Source organism: Pelomonas dachongensis, assembly GCF_043555865.1.
GTDB lineage: Bacteria > Pseudomonadota > Gammaproteobacteria > Burkholderiales > Burkholderiaceae_C > Pelomonas > Pelomonas dachongensis.
In genome coordinates, this window is the sequence record NZ_JBIGHY010000015.1 from 53,678 (window position 1) to 71,246 (window position 17,569).

General features: G+C 66.7%; 17 protein-coding genes and 1 pseudogene. 10 read left to right on the top strand and 8 right to left on the bottom strand.

Annotation, left to right across the window (positions count from 1 at the left end):
- Nucleotides 1–3: 3 nt before the first annotated feature.
- Together ACG02S_RS24455 and ACG02S_RS24460 are read right to left on the bottom strand one after the other, a co-directional pair.
- The gene (locus tag ACG02S_RS24455) at nt 4–1,218 is read right to left on the bottom strand and encodes a hypothetical protein (protein WP_394473113.1); all 1,215 of its coding nucleotides are present in this window, start codon (nt 1,216–1,218) and stop codon (nt 4–6) included.
- A 25-nt stretch (nt 1,219–1,243) separates the two neighbouring features.
- A complete protein-coding gene (locus ACG02S_RS24460) occupies nt 1,244–2,653 on the bottom strand; it encodes an undecaprenyl-phosphate glucose phosphotransferase (protein ID WP_394473114.1) in 1,410 nt (469 codons plus the stop codon).
- A 112-nt stretch (nt 2,654–2,765) separates the two neighbouring features.
- Here ACG02S_RS24460 and ACG02S_RS24465 point away from each other — a divergent pair, with 112 nt between their 5' ends.
- The 10 genes from ACG02S_RS24465 to ACG02S_RS24510 all read left to right on the top strand — a co-directional run bounded on the left by ACG02S_RS24465 (nt 2,766) and on the right by ACG02S_RS24510 (nt 12,915).
- Entirely contained in the window at nt 2,766–3,302 is a 537-nt protein-coding gene (locus ACG02S_RS24465) for a hypothetical protein (protein ID WP_394473115.1), read from the top strand.
- Nucleotides 3,299–4,861, top strand: coding sequence for a ubiquinone biosynthesis regulatory protein kinase UbiB (ubiB, locus tag ACG02S_RS24470; RefSeq protein WP_394473116.1), 1,563 nt, complete (start codon nt 3,299–3,301; stop codon nt 4,859–4,861). The genes ACG02S_RS24465 and ubiB overlap by 4 nt, the downstream gene beginning before the upstream one ends.
- 66 nt (nt 4,862–4,927) lie before the next feature.
- Nucleotides 4,928–6,391 (top strand): high affinity choline transporter 1, encoded by a 1,464-nt coding sequence (locus ACG02S_RS24475; protein WP_394473117.1) that lies wholly within the window; start codon nt 4,928–4,930, stop codon nt 6,389–6,391.
- Between the two features lie 57 nt (nt 6,392–6,448).
- The gene (locus ACG02S_RS24480; RefSeq protein ID WP_394473118.1) at nt 6,449–6,763 is read left to right on the top strand and encodes an FmdB family zinc ribbon protein; all 315 of its coding nucleotides are present in this window, start codon (nt 6,449–6,451) and stop codon (nt 6,761–6,763) included.
- Between the two features lie 12 nt (nt 6,764–6,775).
- Nucleotides 6,776–7,456, top strand: coding sequence for a DUF502 domain-containing protein (locus tag ACG02S_RS24485; protein WP_394473119.1), 681 nt, complete (start codon nt 6,776–6,778; stop codon nt 7,454–7,456).
- Between the two features lie 83 nt (nt 7,457–7,539).
- Nucleotides 7,540–9,333, top strand: coding sequence for an aspartate--tRNA ligase (aspS, locus tag ACG02S_RS24490; RefSeq protein ID WP_394473120.1), 1,794 nt, complete (start codon nt 7,540–7,542; stop codon nt 9,331–9,333).
- Between the two features lie 493 nt (nt 9,334–9,826).
- On the top strand, nt 9,827–10,195 hold the full coding sequence (locus tag ACG02S_RS24495; RefSeq protein ID WP_394473121.1) for a DUF1428 domain-containing protein: 369 nt from the start codon (nt 9,827–9,829) through the stop codon (nt 10,193–10,195).
- A gap of 15 nt (nt 10,196–10,210) precedes the next feature.
- A complete protein-coding gene (locus ACG02S_RS24500) occupies nt 10,211–10,903 on the top strand; it encodes a glutathione S-transferase family protein (RefSeq protein WP_394473122.1) in 693 nt (230 codons plus the stop codon).
- 337 nt (nt 10,904–11,240) lie between these two features.
- Complete coding sequence (locus tag ACG02S_RS24505; RefSeq protein WP_394473123.1) at nt 11,241–11,573, top strand: helix-turn-helix domain-containing protein; 333 nt, start codon at nt 11,241–11,243, stop codon at nt 11,571–11,573.
- Nucleotides 11,542–12,915, top strand: coding sequence for a type II toxin-antitoxin system HipA family toxin (locus ACG02S_RS24510; RefSeq protein WP_394473124.1), 1,374 nt, complete (start codon nt 11,542–11,544; stop codon nt 12,913–12,915). Before ACG02S_RS24505 ends, ACG02S_RS24510 begins: the two co-directional genes overlap by 32 nt.
- Here ACG02S_RS24510 and ACG02S_RS24515 read toward each other — a convergent pair.
- The 6 genes and pseudogenes from ACG02S_RS24515 to ACG02S_RS24540 form a co-directional block, all read right to left on the bottom strand.
- Entirely contained in the window at nt 12,912–13,424 is a 513-nt protein-coding gene (locus ACG02S_RS24515) for a hypothetical protein (protein WP_394473125.1), read from the bottom strand. The genes ACG02S_RS24510 and ACG02S_RS24515 overlap by 4 nt on opposite strands.
- 70 nt (nt 13,425–13,494) lie before the next feature.
- A complete protein-coding gene (locus ACG02S_RS24520) occupies nt 13,495–14,148 on the bottom strand; it encodes a hypothetical protein (protein ID WP_394473126.1) in 654 nt (217 codons plus the stop codon).
- Nucleotides 14,149–14,187: 39 nt separating this feature from the next.
- A complete protein-coding gene (locus tag ACG02S_RS24525; RefSeq protein ID WP_394473127.1) occupies nt 14,188–14,403 on the bottom strand; it encodes a hypothetical protein in 216 nt (71 codons plus the stop codon).
- Nucleotides 14,404–14,754: 351 nt separating this feature from the next.
- Nucleotides 14,755–15,228 carry a S1/P1 nuclease gene (locus tag ACG02S_RS24530; RefSeq protein ID WP_394473128.1) on the bottom strand — a complete coding sequence of 158 codons (474 nt, stop codon included), beginning with the start codon at nt 15,226–15,228 and terminating at the stop codon, nt 14,755–14,757.
- 313 nt (nt 15,229–15,541) lie between these two features.
- A pseudogene (locus ACG02S_RS24535) lies at nt 15,542–16,486 on the bottom strand (IS5 family transposase); the annotation flags it as partial.
- A 67-nt stretch (nt 16,487–16,553) separates the two neighbouring features.
- A partial coding sequence (locus ACG02S_RS24540) for an IS5 family transposase (RefSeq protein WP_394473129.1) occupies nt 16,554–17,569 on the bottom strand: 1,016 nt, incomplete at its 5' end.

The following is a 17,569-nucleotide window of genomic DNA, read 5'->3' on the forward strand; positions in this document are numbered from 1 at the left end:
GGTTCAGTAAAGGATGGCCTGGCCGGTGCAGCCATAGCTGCTGGCGGTGTAGACGTACTGGGCGATGCTGCTGTCGCGGCTGGCGCGGTCGTACTGGCAGGCGAGGCTCAAACCGCGCGAGATCGTCCAGCGCAGTCCGAGGTTGTAGAACTTGCTGTCGTCCATCGCGTCGCTCACCACGACACCAGATTCGCTGGCCCGGCGGCTGCGGCTGCTGCTGGCCTTGGCGCTGAGGCTGATCTTGCCCGTGAGCGCGTAGTCGCCGCCCAACTGCCACGAGGTGTAGACGCGGTTCAGGTCCGCCGCCTGGATCGTGGACTCCTGCCCGGTGTCCCGGGAATACTGAACGTTGAGTTGCAGCTTGCCGGTGGGGCGCCAGTTCCAGCCGACCGCGCCGGTCGTGCCGCTGATGTCGCGCAGGCCGTCGAGGCTGTTGTTCGTCTTGCTGCGGCTGATGCGGGTGTTCAGCGTGCTGCTGCCGCCTGTGGCCCAGTTCGTCGTGAAGTCGATGTCGTCACGCGTGTAGTCGTTGGCGGCGCTGACGATGACGGGTTGCTGCGTGCCGGGGTCCACGGCGATGCCCACGGGATAGCGCGGATTCAGCCCCTTGGTGTGGCGGCCCACCAAGCCCAGCCGCACGTTGGCGCCGGGGGTGGCATACACGCCCAGCGAGCCGGTGTCCTGCCGGTAGACGAAGCGGGCGTACTCCTCGGCGCTGAACTCGCGCTCGCGGTGCGTCCAGCCCGCCTCGACGGTGTAGCGGGTCAGAACACCCAACCGGGCTTTGGCCTGGTACTCGTCGTTGCGCTCGATGTTCTTCCTGAAGATCGGGTCGATGCCGTTGCCGATGTTGAAGTCGGCCAGCGACCGCGAAGACTTGGCGCTGAGCGTGCCCGACAGGTTGCCGATGGTCTGCCAGTTCAGCGCGCCGCGCAGGTTGTAGGAGCGGTTGTTCAGGTCCTTGTTGGACGAATAGCGGTTGTCCTGCAACGTTCCGTCGAGCGTCACATGCTGGCGACCCAGCCGCTGGTCGATGCCGCCCAGCAGGCCGGTGCTGACGACGGTGTCGTCGTTCGTGGCGTTGGGCTGCCGGTAGATGTTGGACACGCGCGAGGCGCCCAGCGACGCGCCGGCGTAGAACGGCGCGGTGTCGTCGGTCTGCGCCTGGGCGCAGGGCAGCCCCGCTGCCGCCGCGGCGAGCAGCAAGGTGGCCCGCACAGGGCGGAGGCGGGGGAGGGGCTTCTTAATAGGCATGACGGTCAAACACCACCAGCCGCACCGTGCGCAGGATGATCTGCAGATCGAGGGCCAGCGACCAGTTGCGCAGGTATTCCAGATCGTATTCAACGCGCGCGACCATCTTGTCGATGGTGTCCGTCTCGCCGCGCAGGCCGTTGACCTGGGCCCACCCGGTGATGCCCGGCTTGACCTTGTGGCGCACCATGTAGGCCTTGATCAGTTCGCGGTACTGCTCGTTGTGGGCGACGGCATGCGGGCGCGGCCCAACGATGCTCATGCGGCCCTGCAGCACGTTGATGAACTGAGGCAGCTCGTCCAGCGAGGTCTTGCGGATGAAGGCGCCGAAAGGCGTGATGCGCGAGTCGCCCTTGGTGGCCTGCTTCACCACGGTGCCGTTGTCCTGCGCGCGCATCGAGCGGAACTTGTAGACGATGATCTCCTCGCCATCCAGCCCGTTGCGGCGCTGCTTGAAGATCACGGGGCCCGGCGAGCTCATCTTCACGCCGATGGCCAGCAACAGCAGGATGGGCGAGATCAGCACCAGGATGATGGAAGCCAGCACGATGTCGCTGATGCGCTTGATCAGCTGGTTGGTGCCAGTGAACGGCGTCTCGCAGATGCCCACCACGGGCACGCCGCTGATGTCCTGCAGCCGGCCCTGAATGATGCTGATGCCGAACACGTCGGGCACGAAGAAGAGGGAGGCCGTCGTGCCCTGCACCTGTTCCAGCAGTTGCACGATGCGCGGCTGCGAGCCCAGCGGCAGCGTGATGTAGACATCGCGCACGCCCTTCTCGCGCACGAAACCGGCCAGCGTGGACAGCGGTCCCAGCAGTTCGTTGCCCGCATCGGGGTGCAGGCGCTCGGGCGTGCGGTCGTCGAAATAGCCCAGGCAGACGACGCCCTGCGAGTCGCGCAGCGCCCGCGCCACCTTGTGGCCCAGGGGGCCCGCGCCCACGATGACCGCGGTGCGCCGGGCGCTGGGGTCGCTGGCGCGCCATTTCTGGATGCGTCGGCCCACCTCGATGGCGATGATCTGCAGCACTGGCGTCACCGTGGCCCACCAGATCAGCACCTCGTTCTCGAAATAGTGCAGGCTGCTGGTGGCGTAGCCGCACAGCAGCAGGATGCCCAGCAGCACCAGCCAGGACGACACCACGTCGACGAAGGCGCTGGCCGGGTGGTCGCCGAAGCGGTTGCGGCCCGGGAAGGTCAGCGCAAAGATCAGCAGGCACAGCGTCAGCGCCGGACGCATGACAGGTTCGTCGAAGTGCCCGTTCACGAGCACGAACGTCAGCACGATGATGCCGGGCTCCAGGAACGCGGCGATCAGCGACTCGACCGACTGCGGTGCGCTGTAGAAGGTTCTTTTGTAGCTGCGGTCCTCAAACATCTTGGTCTTGACTTTGGCCATCCCAGGGTGCAGGGCAGGCACGCAAAAAGCGATCCAGGATTGTCCACCAACAAAAATGACAGTCCTGGCGGCGGCGTCCCCTGTTCATGGTCCCCTGCCTACAATCCTTTGCATGTCTGCCTTTCGGCCTTTGCCCTCCCTGTCGCCCCTGCTGGTGCCCGCCTTGCAGGACCGCATCGTGCTGCTGATCAACCACGTGCTCTCGCGTGAACCGATTGCAGCGCAGCGCCTGCGGCCCTTGGCCGGGCGGGGGCTGGTCGTGCACCTGGCCGGTTGGCCTTCGCTGCTGCCGGCACTGCCCGACCTGGTACTGGGCGTCACGCCTGCCGGACTGTTCGAGCGGCTGGAGGCCGCGCCGAGCGGCACGGGCCACCTGCGCATCGAGATCGATGCGTCCAATCCGGCGCGCCTGGCGCTGGGCGCGGTCAGCGGCCAGCCGCCCGCCGTCAATGTTCAGGGCGATGCGGCCTTTGCCGGCGAGATGCACTGGCTGATGGACAACCTGCGCTGGGACATCGAGGACGATCTTGCCAGCCTGGCCGGCCCGCTGGCGGCGCGGCAACTGGCCCAGTTCGGGCGCGCGTTGCGCATGACGCTGGCTGGCCTGGCACGACGCATGGGCTCCGCAGGCGCTGGCGGCGCGGCATGAGGTTTGTCTCACGGCTGCTGTTCATTCTCTGGACGGTCTGGCGCTTCGGCCTCGATGACCTGGCCCTGTCGGGCCTGCGGCGGCGCCGCTTCGCGCTGATCCGCCGCTTGACGCGGCTGGGCCGGCGCTGGCAGGACTCGCGCGGCGTGCGCCTTCGCCTCGCTTTGGAGCGCCTGGGCCCCATCTTTGTGAAGTTCGGCCAGGTGCTGTCGACACGAAGCGACCTGCTGCCGCACGACGTGGCGCTGGAGCTGGCCCGGCTGCAGGACCGTGTGCCGCCGTTTCCGGCGGCGCTGTCGCGCGAGATGGTGGAGCGCGCCTTCGGCCGCCCGCTGGAGGAGCTGTTCGCCACGTTCGACGCCGAGCCCGTGGCCAGCGCCAGCATCGCGCAGGTGCACTTCGCGACGCTGAAGGACGGCCGCGAGGTGGCCGTCAAGGTGCTTCGCCCGGGCATGCTGGACGTCATCGACGACGACCTGGCACTGATGCGCAAGCTCGCTGCGTGGATCGAGCGCTTCTCCGCCGATGGCCGGCGCCTGAAGCCGCGCGAGGTGGTCGCCGAGTTCGACATGTATCTGCACGACGAGCTCGATCTCGTCCGCGAAGCGGCCAATGCCGCCCAGCTGCGCCGCAACATGGAGAGCCTGGACATCATCCTGGTGCCCGAGATGCACTGGGACCTGTGTCGCCCCGAGGTCATCGTCATGGAGCGCATGAAGGGCGTGCCCATCTCGCAGCGCGCCGTGCTGGAGCAGGCGGGCGTCGACATCAAGAAGCTGGCCCGCGACGGCGTGACGATCTTCTTCACGCAGGTGTTCCGCGACGGCTTCTTCCATGCCGACATGCATCCCGGCAACATCCAGGTCAGCCTGGCGCCCGAGAGCTTTGGCCGCTACATCGCGCTGGACTTCGGCATCATCGGCACGCTGACCGAGGTGGACAAGGACTACCTGGCGCAGAACTTCATCGCCTTCTTCCAGCGCGACTACAAGCGCGTGGCCGAACTGCACATCGCCTCCGGGTGGGTGCCGCCGCAGACGCGCGTGGATGCGCTGGAGAGCGCCATCCGCGCCGTCTGCGAGCCGCACTTCGACCGGCCGCTGAAGGACATCTCGCTGGGGCAGGTCCTCATGCGGCTGTTCCAGACCTCGCGCCGCTTCAACGTCGAGATCCAGCCGCAACTGGTGCTGCTACAGAAGACGCTGCTGAACGTCGAGGGACTGGGCCGCCAGCTGGACCCCGAACTGGACCTGTGGGCCACGGCCAAGCCCTTCCTGGAGCGCTGGATGCACGAGCAGGTCGGCTGGCCGGCCTTCAACAAGCAGCTGCAGAAGGAGGCGCCGCGGTTTGCGCAGCTGATTCCGGAGCTGCCGCGGCTGCTGCATGACGCGCTGAAGGTGCAGGCCCAGCGTGGCGGCGATGCCGAGCTGAAGGCGCTGGTGCGCGAGCTGCGCAGCACCAACCGGCTGCTGTCCGGCATGTTGTGGGGTGCCGCCGGCTTCGCGCTCGGCATCGCGCTTGCTTGGCTGGCCGTGCAGTTGCTGGGCGCCGGGTCCTAGGCCGGCGCTCGCCCGCAGCCTCCATAATCCGCGCCCATTTCGGGGCCTATCCGTTCGCCAAAGTCCATGAACACCACGCTGATCGTTTTCGTCGTGCTTTATCTGCTGGGCACGCTGGCCATCGGCGTGTGGGCTGGCACCCGCGTCAAGAACACGGCGGACTTCGCGGTCGCTGGCCGCAGCCTGCCGCTGGTCATGGTCATCACGACCACGTTCGCGACTTGGTTCGGGGCCGAGACGGTGATGGGCATTCCGGCCAAGTTTGTGCAGGGCGGCCTGGGCTCGGTGGTCGAAGACCCGTTCGGCGCCGGCCTGTGCCTGGTGCTGGTGGGCACCTTCTTCGCCGCCAAGCTGTACCGCAAGAACCTGCTGACCATCGGCGACTTCTACCGCCAGCGCTACGGCAAGGGCGTCGAGGTGTTCTGCTCGCTGGCCATCATCCTCAGCTATCTGGGCTGGGTGGCGGCGCAGATCACGGCGCTGGGCCTGGTGTTCAGCATCCTGACCGACGGCGCGATGAGCCCGGCCATGGGCATGACCGTGGGCCTGCTGGCGGTGCTGGTCTACGTGGTCGTAGGCGGCTTTCTCGCCGTCGCCTGGACCGATTTCATCCAGATGATCGTGCTGGTGGTGGGCCTGTCCATCATCGCCTTCGTCTCGGCGGACCTGGCCGGCGGCGCCGACAAGGTGCTGGCGCTGGCGCAGCAGAAGGACCTGGGCAGGTTCTTCCCCGAGCCGACGTTCACGGACATTGCGATGTTCATCGGCGCGGCGCTGACGATGATGCTGGGCTCCATCCCGCAGCAGGACGTGTTCCAGCGCGTCATGTCCGCCAAGGACGCCCAGACCGCGCAGCGCGGCGCCATCATCGGCGGCTTCAGCTACATCGCGTTCGCCTTCGTGCCCATGTTCATCGTGCTGGCCGCCGTCGTCGTGATGGGTGACCAGGCGCTGGACCTGGCGCAGAACGACTACCAGCGCCTGCTGCCCAGCTTCATCATGGGCCACATGCCGCTGGTGATGAAGATCCTGTTCTTCGGCGCGCTGCTGTCGGCCATCAAGAGCACGTCCTCGGCCACGCTGCTGGCGCCGACGACCAGCTTCGTCGAGAACATCCTCAAGCAGATCCGCCCCGGCATGAGCGACAGGCAGTCGCTGGTGGCCATGCGCGTCACGCTGGTGGTGTTCGCCTTTGCCGTGCTGGCCTATGCCATCGCGCTGCAGGGCACGCCCATTTACGAGCTGGTCAGCGCGGCCTACCAGGTCACGCTGGTGGCCGCCTTCACGCCGCTGGTGTTCGGCCTGTACTGGCGCCGCGCGACCACCCAGGGCGCCGTGTTCTCCATCTTCGCTGGCGTGGCCGTCTGGGTGGCGTTCTTCGAGCAGGTCTCGACCTGGGGCGAGTTCTTCCCGGGGCAGCTGGCCGGCCTGATTGCGGCCATCGTCGGCATGCTTGTCGGCTCTTTGATGCCGCAGTTGCTGACCGACCGGCAGGAGCATGTCAGCCATCATCTGAAGCCCCACGCCTGAGCCTCGCCTAAAATCACGGGCTTTGCGCTTCCTCCCGGTACTTCCGAGCCCGACATCATGCCCATCTACGCCTACCGCTGCAGCGCCTGCGGCCACGCCAAGGACGTGCTGCAAAAGCTGTCCGACGCGCCGCTGACCACCTGCCCGGCCTGCGCAGCCGAGAGCTTTTCCAAGCAGGTCACGGCCGCCGGCTTCCAGCTCAAGGGGTCCGGCTGGTACGCGACCGATTTCAAGGGCGGCGGCACGGCCGCACCCGCGGCTGCCGGCGCAAGCGCCACTGCTGCCGCACCGGCCGCTGCGGAGGCGCCCAAGTCCGAGGCTGCCAGCGCGTCGCCCTCCACGCACGGCGGCGGCTCCTGCGCCTGCCACTGACCAGGGACCTTCGTGGGCGCTTCCTTACGCAGATACCTCGTCGCCGGCCTGCTGGTCTGGCTGCCGCTGGCCATCACGATCTGGGTGCTGGGCCAGGTGCTGGACGTCGTCAACGGCGTGTTCGGCTCGCTGCTGGCCGCGATGGCGCTGGTGGTGCCGTACTCGTGGCGCGACAACCTGCTGAGCCTGCAGAACGTGCCGGGCCTGGGCGCCCTCATCCTGGCTGGCGGCCTGCTGGCCACCGGCGTCTTCGTCGCCAACATCTTCGGCCAGTGGCTGCTCACGCAGTGGGACCGGCTGATGTCCAACATCCCCATCGTCAAGAGCATCTACAGCTCGGTCAAGCAGGTGTCGGACACGCTGTTCTCCAGCAGTGGCAACGCGTTTCGTGAGGCTGTGCTGGTGCAGTACCCGCGCGCGGGCTCCTGGACCATTGCGTTCGTGACCGGCACGCCCAGCGGCGAGGTGGCCTGCCACCTGGAGGACGAACATGTCAGCCTTTACGTGCCGACCACGCCCAACCCGACGTCCGGTTTCTTCCTCATCATGCCGCGCGCCGACGTGCGACCGCTGCACATGACGGTGGACGAGGCGCTCAAGTACATCATCTCGATGGGCACCGTCGCGCCGCTGTCGCATGCCGGCCATCCCAGCGTCCCGCTGGACGAGACGGCCCGAAATCAGCCGGGCTGAACGCCCCGGCCGGCGTTCAGTCCTGAGGGCAATCTGCCCCGAAGCGCCCCAAGAACACCCCTGCAAAGAATTCGGAGATCCCCATGCGTACCTGCTATGCCGGCCAAGTCAGCGAAAAGCTGCTCGACCAGACCGTGACCCTGATGGGCTGGGCCCATCGCCGCCGTGACCACGGCGGTGTCATCTTCATCGACCTGCGCGACCGTGAAGGCCTGGTCCAGATCGTCTGCGACCCCGACCGCGCCGACAGTTTCAAGATCGCTGAGGACGTCCGCAGCGAGTACTGCCTGAAGATCGTCGGCAAGGTGCGCGCGCGCCCGGCCGGCACCGAGAACGCCAACCTCGTGTCCGGCAAGATCGAAGTGCTGTGCCACGAGATCGAGGTGCTGAACGCGTCGGTGCCCATCCCGTTCCAGATCGACGAGGACAACCTCAGCGAGACGACCCGCCTCACACACCGCGTGCTGGACCTGCGTCGCCCGTACATGCAGAACAACCTGATGCTGCGCTACCGCGTGGCGATGGAAGTCCGCAAGTTCCTGGACGAACACGGCTTCGTCGACATCGAGACGCCGATGCTGACCAAGAGCACGCCGGAAGGCGCGCGCGACTACCTCGTGCCCAGCCGCGTGCACGACGGCCACTTCTTCGCGCTGCCGCAGTCGCCCCAGCTGTTCAAGCAGCTGCTGATGGTGTCGGGCTTCGACCGCTACTACCAGATCACCAAGTGCTTCCGCGACGAGGACCTGCGCGCCGACCGCCAGCCCGAGTTCACGCAGATCGATATCGAGACCTCGTTCCTGACAGAAGAGGAAATCCGCTCGATGTTCGAGGGCATGATCCGCCACGTGTTCCGCAAGAACCTGAACGTCGAACTGGGCGACTACCCGGTCATGAAGTACGCGGAAGCCATGCACCGCTACGGCTCCGACAAGCCCGACCTGCGCGTCAAGCTCGAGTTCACCGAGCTGACCGACGCGATGACGACCGTTGACTTCAAGGTGTTCAGCGGTCCGGCCACCACGCCGGGCGGCCGCGTCGTCGCGCTGCGCGTGCCCAAGGGCGCGTCCATGAGCCGCAGCGAGATCGACGCCTACACCGAGTTCGTCAAGATCTACGGCGCCAAGGGCCTCGCGTGGATCAAGGTCAACGAAGTCGCCAAGGGCCGCGAAGGCCTGCAGTCGCCCATCGTGAAGAACCTGCACGACGAGGCTGTGGCCGAGATCGTCAAGCGCACCGGCGCCCAGGACGGTGACCTGCTGTTCTTCGGCGCCGACAAGGCCAAGATCGTCAACGACGCCATCGGCGCGCTGCGCCTGAAGGTCGGTCACAGCGAGTTCGGCAAGGCCAACGGCCTGTTCGAGGACAAGTGGGCGCCGCTGTGGGTGGTCGACTTCCCAATGTTCGAGCACGACGAGGAGAACAACCGCTGGGCGGCCGTTCACCACCCGTTCACGGCGCCGAAGGATGGCCACGAGGACCTGATGACGTCCGATCCGGGCGCCTGCATCGCCAAGGCCTATGACATGGTGCTCAACGGCTGGGAGCTGGGCGGCGGCTCGGTGCGTATCCACCGCGCCGAGGTGCAGGCCAAGGTGTTCGCAGCTTTGAACATCAGTGAGGAAGACCAGCGCATCAAGTTCGGCTTCCTGTTGGACGCGCTGCAGTACGGCGCGCCTCCGCATGGCGGCCTGGCCTTCGGTCTGGACCGCATCGTCACGATGATGACCAAGGCCGAGTCCATCCGCGACGTGATCGCCTTCCCCAAGACCCAGCGCGCCCAGTGCCTGCTGACCGGCGCGCCGTCGCTGGTCGATGAGAAGCAGCTGCGCGAGCTGCACATCCGCCTGCGCAACGCCGGCGCCGCAGCGCAGTAAGCCGACAGGCCCCGCGATGAAGCCCCGCCTTGGCGGGGCTTTCGTACGTATGGGCTCGGCGTGGTGTCCGTCACGACGGCAATAGGATGGGCTGGCCGATGGCGATCCGCCCACAGGCGAAATTCATGCAGCGTCAGCAGCGGGCTGCCTACTGCCATCATCGGTCTCGATACCGTTCCCGCCGGCACCTGCCATTTCGCTGAGCGGGGGCTGGGTGACCGCTTCCCATCAACGACCTGACGTTCGGGGTAGCAGCTCCGAACGCATGATCTGGTGGAGGTCGCCTCCGAAGTAGGCCCGCCGAAGAGGCATCGCAGGGCCGATGCAGTGGCAGTTGCTCAAATCGGCAGTGGGCCCTCATGCAGGTTGGCCCTGGCGGAACTCGTGTGAGTCAGAGGCCCTTGTCGATTTGGCCTCTTGCCGTTCGTCGATGGGTACGTGGCGCCGCTGAAGGGCGCAACGACCGTTCAGTCAGCTCAAGAGGAGTAACGACATGTCCTACATCGATGGTTTCGTGATCGCGGTACCCACCGCCAACAAGCAAAAGTTCATTGAGCACGCGCGCCAGCTCGACCCCATATTCATCGAGCTGGGCGCGATCCGTGTGATCGAGGGCTGGGGCGACGATGTACCTGACGGCAAAGTGACCGACTTCCGTCGCGCTGTCCAGGCCACGGCCGAGGAGACGGTGGTGTTTTCGTGGGTCGAATGGCCGGACAAGGCGACGCGCGATGCCGGCATGAAGAAGATGATGGAAGACCCGCGCATGGACCCGTCCACGCCCGGGAATCCGCCCATGCCCTTCGACGGAAAGCGCATGATCTTCGGCGGCTTCGAGGCGGTGGTCGAAGTGAAGCCCTGAGCCGCGGAGGCATCCATGATCACCGTCACTGCCATGAAGTGGGCGCCGTCGTTCGCAGCGGGCCAGGTCCGCGACCATCGTGTCCGCTGGATCCTCAACGAGGTCGGCTGGCCCTACGAAGTTCGGCTTGTCGATGCGCCGACGATGAAGTCAAAGAGTTACCGAGGAGACCTCCAACCCTTCGGCCAGCTGCCCGTGCTGGAGGAAGCAGGACGCCCACCAATGTTCGAGAGCGGTGCGATCGTGCTCGACGTGGCGATGCGCGCCGGGCGCTTCATCGGCGCCGAAGGCACGGCAGACCGCGCGGCTGCGATTCAGTGGGTCGTCGCGGGGCTCAACTCGATTGAGCCGTTCCTCTTCAATGTTGCCGAAGTGGACTATTTCATGGACGACGAGGCGGCCAAAGCCATCAGGCGGCCGGTCGTCGTCTCCCAGGCCAAGGTGCGGCTGGCTATGCTGGAGCGGGCCCTCGATGGTCGAGAGTGGTTCGTGGGCGATGCCTTCTCGGTGGCCGACCTCATGATGGCGTCGGTCCTCAAGATCGCCCGCAATCTTGACCTGCTGAGCGACGTGCCGGCTCTTGGGGCATGGCAACAGTCTGTCCTCGCCCGTCCGGCGCACGTCAAGGCCGAACAGGATCAGATGTCCGAGATTGCGCGCCACTCGGCTGCTGACATGCGTTATGACGCAGTGCCGAAGGAAGCATGAACCCTCCTTCAAGGACCGTGAAGCGTCCGGGCCGAGAGGCGACCTTCAAATGGTCCTGAACGACCGAACCGTCCGACGCTGAGGGGCTTCGGTATAGGCATCTGCGGAGAACCCCTCGGGTTGCGACCGGAGGGCGGCTCCATCACCGTGTTGCGCTATGGATTCCGGATCCCGGGCTGTCACGGCACACGCCTTGAGGGGCTCGCGCCCGCAGTTCACGGGGCTGATCAACTCCAGCACTCATGCGCGGCATCTTTCGGAGCCAGGCCGAAGGACCGGCACCGAGTGTACGGATCTGTGCTTTCTATGGAAGGCATAGGGGCTCATAATGCAGCCCATGAAAAGCGTGGTGCCTCAACCCTCGCCCGCCGTGGTCCTGCTGGCCAAGCAACTTGGCCAGCGGGTTCGCGCCGCGCGTGTCAGGCGCAAGCTCCGGCAGGAGGATCTCGCCACGAAGGCTGGACTCAGCCGCACCGCGATCGAAGCCGTCGAAGCCGGCAAGCTCACAACGGGGCTTGGCACCTACCTGCAGGCACTGTGGGCGATGGGTCTTACCGGCGGCATCAACGTCGTTGCAGACCCCGGGCTGGACCGCGACGGCCTGGCCCTGGAGCTGGACGCGCAGACCATGCGGGTCCATGTCGGTGGGGCTGTCGACAATGACTTCTGACGACGATCAGGTCTACGTGTGGGTGCTGCTGCCGGGCGACGTGGTGCCTACCCTGTGCGCGCGCCTGAAGGTCACCGTCAAGCCTGGCGGCGCCTCCGTTGCGGAGGTTGTGTATGGCCGCAGCTACCTGGAGCATCCCCACGCTGTGGCCCTGGATCCCGTGCGCCTGCCGCTGGCCAGTCGGGCGTTTAAGGCCACCAGCACGCCCGCCGACGGCGACCCGGATGTATTCGGCGTCATCGCCGATGCCTGTCCTGACGACTGGGGCCGCTACGTCATCTCGCGTCGCCACGGCGAGCAGCGCTTCCCCATCGGATTCCTGCTGCGCTCGCAGGAAGACCGCGCAGGCAACCTCTGCTTCAGCGTGGAACGGGACAAAGCGCCCGAGCTTCGCGAACCGGTCTCCGTGGAGTATCTGGATGAGGCCTGGGCGGTTGTTCAGGGACTGGAGACAGGCCGGCCCCTGCCACCAGAGCTGGAGAACCGCGTACGCGCCAACACCGGCATGGGCGGCGCGCGCCCCAAGCTGACGGTGAGCGACGGCACCCACCAGTGGTTGGCCAAGTTCCCATCGCTGCGCGATGACCGGAGCTACTCGCAGGCGCGTCTCGAAGCCGCGACGCTCAACCTGGCGCAGCGGTGCGGCATCAACGCCGCAAAGGCCCGTCTGCAGGCCGTGCGCGCATCGGATGGGCAGGAAGGGGCGGTGCTGCTGGTCAAACGGTTCGATCGGGCCATGGCGCCAGACTCGGGCGGATGGCTGCGCGATGCCTACGTGAGCGGCCGCACGCTGCTGACGTCAGAGCAAACCGTGGGCCCCGGGCAGTACATGGGCAGCTATCCCCAGCTGGCGACCCAGTTTCAGCGCTGGAGTGGCAACGCGGCCGCGGACCGGTTGGAGCTTTTTCGCCGGATGGCGTTCAACTGCTGTGTCTCCAACACCGACGACCACGACCGCAACCACGGGCTGGTGGCCAGCGAGTTGGGAGACCTGCGCCTGTCACCTGCGTTTGACATCGTGCCTCGCGTGCACAAGACCAAGCGCCGGCACCACGCGATGGGCATCGGCGACGAGGGCACGTTGGCGACCGTCGCGAACCTCGTGAGCGCGGCGGCGAAGCTAACCATCGCCGAGAGCGACGCGCGCGCCATCGTCGACGACATGCAGCAGGCTGTCGCGGCGAACTGGAAGACCTGCCTGGAAAACCACGGCATGACGGCGGCCGAACTCGAAGTGCTGGCACCGTGCTTTGATGAGCTGCCGACCAGCGCGGCGGACCTGGACCGGATCATCGTCGCGCAGCGATCAAGCTGGCTCGCTCGGGACGACGACAAAAGCTAGCGCCGGGAAACTGCACCCGGGTCAATGACCAACAGCTCGCCGTCCACGCGGCCGACGTTGTCCGGGCCCGGGTCGCTGAAGGCATAACCCTGCCTGGCCAGCGTCGCGGCAACGGCCAGTACGTCGGAATCGGTGATGCCGGCGGTAGCCGCCAGCGGCATCAGCTCGAAGCGTGCGCCGCCTGCTGGGCCGCGCGCCAACGGCTGGATCACGCCCGCAATGCGAGGCACGTCCGCCGGCGCGCCAACGCCCAGGCGCACTGCCAGGCCATGGCCGACGTCGAACACCACGGACGAGGCGCCGTAGCCCACGGGCGCGAGCGCCTCCACGCCGAGTGAATGCAGCTGCCGCCAAAGGTCCACCAGGTCGGCCGCGCTCAGCACGTCTTGAGCGACTGGATCCGCGAGGAGCACGCCTTCCATGCCGGCGATGCGCGACGGGCGCGTGAGGTCTGCCAGCAGCCGGGCCATTGCGGCGGCATCCGGTATGGCGTGACGAGGTCCGGGCATCGAGAAAGAGTAGGTCAGGTTCGCCAGCGGCGCACGCGGGGTGCACGCGCCGTTGGGCTTGGTGCGGGTGTTAGGCCGCGGCGAACAGGTCGGCCTGTCCATGAACTCTGGCGGCCGTCGCGGCAGGCAGCTGCGCCGGGGTGCAATCCAGGTAACCACGGCCCTGCAGGTACTCTTCGGTCCAGCCCATCTGGGCGAACTTCTCGGCGACGAGGGTGCTGCTTCGCATACCCACCAGCGCGCGCAGCACGTCGCTTCCGTCGCCCATCTCGAAGCACGCGTCGAACTCGCGCTCGCCGAAGTCAAAGACGGTGAAGAAGTCGTAGCGGGGGTTGAACTGGTGATAGTCCGACAGCAAAAGGCGTCGCATGCAGTCGATGCGGGCCCAGAGGCCTTCATCGCCGACCCTGCGGCTGTAGTAGTGCAGCCAGCAGCCCAGCTCGAAATGCTGCGCGCCGGTATTGGCCTCGGCCATCAGGCTGTGAGGATCCAGGTCCAGGCTCTTGCGCTTGGCGCACGCCGCGATCTTGTCGCGGGCGACGTCGCGGCGAAGTCGGGCGCGCACGCTGGCCGACAGGGGTGCGCGGGTCAAACGCGCGACCTGGTCAAGCTGGGCGGCGGCTGGGGCGGGCAGGTGCTGGGTGTTGAGCGAAGCGCGGGTCATGGTGGCTCGATAGCTGCGGGTGATGCCTGATACATGGCACATGCGCAGCGCCGCTCCCACCCTGCGGGATGGGCCCGGCCTTGCGCGCGATGCCCGCGGTTAGATCGCGGTCAGCGCCGCGGCGCCGGCGTTGTCAGTGGTCACGCCCTGGCTGCCGACGTTCGCGCCTGCCGTCTTGGCCACCGCAGCCTTGAGCTGCGCGAGTTGCTGCGCGTCCAACGTGGCGACCAGCTTGGCCAGCCGCAGATGGATGCCGTACGCGCTGCCGGCCTGCGCAGGCGACATCACCACGTTTCCGGCGGTGGCGGTGGTCATGGCGATCCTGGTTGTGGCTCGGGGGTAATCGACGGGAGATGCAGAGGGCCCGGTGCGGTTGCTCCAGCGTCTCGCGGAGCTTCCACACTCTTGGTCCTTGATGGATGGCACATGTCGGCGGATCCAGCCACGGCTCGGCGTGCTGCCCTGTGGTCGCGAAAGACGATCCGAGTGACAGGCAGCGTGCCCAGGCGATAGCTATCGCCCGTCAGGATGGTGCCCATGAAGCCCCCGAGTCGCAGGTTCGAGTTGGGATCAGTCGTCTGCCTTTGCCTGCTCTTCCAGCACGAGGGCGCAGGCCCGGACAATCTCGCTCTCGGTCAGTGTGATGGCCAGCAGGTCGGCGGAGCCCTACACCGCGTCGCGGACGCTGTCCTCATCCGCCTTGAATTCGTAGGCCTGGCCGCACTGCAGCACGTCGTCGATGACGCTGCGCATGTCTTCGCTCACGCTGCCTTCGGTCGTCTGGACGTCTTCCAGGGCCTCCTCCAGCGACTTGCCGACCATAGCCGCTGCGAGGAAGTCGGACTCTGGGCCTGCCATGCGGTCGTCAGGAAAGAACCCCGCGGCGCTTCGAACGGTGCACGACTCGTTCGCCCATCGTGCCAGATCTGCCGTGCGTGACCCACTGGCGCTCACAGTGGACGCGTCGTGCAGCTTCTGGCTCAGGCCGCCGGCACTACGCCGGATAAGCTCGCCATCCCAGACCGCATGCAAGTTCGAGCCGCGGCCGAACGCGCGCAACTGATAGAGGTTGCCACCCTTGTCACTGGCCAGGCCGACGTGCAGGGGCTCGTGAACGTCCCCCACCAGGTAGATGACCACTTCAACGACACGAGCCGCTCCGGGTCAGGCGCCGCCGACTTCAGGACCGCGACCTTCGCGTTGATCGCCTCCACCACGCGCCGGCCGCCGGGGCAGTCGCGTTGTCGGTTGTAGGCACCGTCGCCCTCGGGCACATTGACATAGTGCAGCCGCGTCGTTGCACCTGAGCACCTCTCGTCGGCCCAGGTCGACACCGACGCCATCGTGGCGTCGGGCTTCAGGCTCAGCAGGCGACCGCTTCTAAAGTGTCAGACCTGCAAAATCCATTTCCAGGCAACTCGCTGACGGCACGGCTCCGGCGACCAGCCGCAGGTCATGTCGGGTTGGGCAGCGGCTGACGCGATAGTTCGGGATTGAAGTTCATGGCGCTGTTGAATCCCGCCATAGCCGCTGCCAGCCAGGCCGTCCATACGGCGGTCAAGGCCAAGTAGACGTGCTTTAGGCCGCCGGCCTGCAGCTGGCGCCGCAGCGCCCGCAGCAGCCAGCGGATGTTGAAGCCGGCTGCGCACAGCACCGCGTGCAGTGCGTCGCCCTCGCTGCCCTTGAGCCAGCACTTGTCCATCCGGTGGTCGTGCTTGGTGTGGCCGATGGTCGGCTCGATCGCCTGGCGGCGCTTGAGCCAGCGCCTTTGCTGCGCATTCAAGGACTTGTACTTGCCTCGGTGGATGAGCTCCACCGGGGCGATGTCGGCATCCACACCGCGGTAGCCCAGGTCGACGACGGCTACCTTGGGCTTGACGCCGAGGTCCTGCAGCAAGGTGCTCGTCTGCTCGAGCTGGGCGCTGAGTGTGTGGCCATCGAACGGGTTGCCGGGGAAGCTGCGGGCACCAATGATCAGACCGCTCTTGTGCGCGACGGCCAGGCTGACCTTGACGCCGAACTCGTAGGGTCGGCGGGCCTTCCCCTTGCCGATGCATTCAACTTCCGGCGCGTGCAGGGCGTACAGCTTGTTCTTGTCGTAGGGGCGCTGGCTGCGGATGCGCTCGGCACGCTCCAGCCAGGGCTTGAGCTGGTCTTGTGCGGCCTGAGCGAGCGTCGTCATCTTGCGCTGAACCTCGCGCAACAGCACGCCGAGGATCGTGCGCTGGCGGCGCACCACCTGGCGCAAACGTTTGAACTGCTTGGCATGAGCGTAGCCACCGGCCCGGCGACGCAAGCTCTGACCCTCGCGCTCGTGCGTCATCTTGAGCTTCAGGCCCGCTCGCTTGGCCAGGCGGGCGATCTTGGCCCGTGCGACTTCCAGCAATCGGCTGTCTGTCGTCAGACCTGCAAAATCCATCTCCACGCAACTCGCTGACGAGGTGAGCCGCGCGAGCAGCGTGCGGTCAGGACGGGCGGAGCAGCGGCTGACGTGATGGGTCGGCATTGGCACCCATGAGGCCGCTTAATCCCGCCATAGCCGTTGCCAGCCAGGCCGCCCATACGGCGATCACGGCAAAGTAAAGGTTGTTCAGGCCGCCGGCCTGCAGCTGGCGCCGCAGCGCCCGCAGCAACCAGCGGATGTTGAAGCCGGCCGCGCACAGCACGGCGTGCAGCGCATCCCCTTCGCTGCCCTTGAGCCAGCACTTGTCCATCCGGTGGTCGTGCTTGGTGTGGCCGATGGTCGGCTCGATCGCCTGGCGGCGCTTGAGCCAGCGCCGCTGCAGCGCGTTCAGCGACTTGTACTTGCCCCGGTGGATCAGCTCCACCGGGGCGATGTCGGCGTCGACACCGCGGTAGCCCAGGTCGACGACGGCCACCTTGGGCTTGACGCCGAGGTCCTGCAGCAAGGTGCTGGTCTGCTCAAGCTGTGCGCTGAGCGTGTGGCCATCGAAGGGGTTGCCGGGGAAGCTGCGGGCGCCCACGATCAGCCCGCTCTTGTGCGCCACCGCCAGGCTGACCTTCACGCCGAACTCGTAGGGCTTGCGGGCCTTCCCCTTGGAGATGCATTCGACCTCGGGCGCGTGAAGGGCGTACAGCTTGTTCTTGTCGTGAGGTCGCTGGCTGCGGATGCGCTCGGCGCGGTCCAGCCAAGGCTTGAGCTGGTCCTGCACGGACTGAGCGAGCGTCGTCATCTTGCGCTGCACCTCGCGCAGCAGCACCCCAAGGATCGTGCGCTGGCGGCGCACCACTTGGCGCAGCCGCTTGAACTGCTTGGCATGGGCGTAGCCACCGGCGCGGCGACGCAAGCTCTGGCCCTCCCGCTCGTGCGTCATCTTGAGCTTCAGGCCCACCCGCTTGGCCAGGCGGGCGATCTTGGCCCGTGCGACTTCCAGCAATCGGCTGTCCGTCGGGTGGGCGATGGCCTTCTCCTGCACCGTGGTGTCGACCGTCACGCGTTCGAGCTCGACGGGCTTGGCCG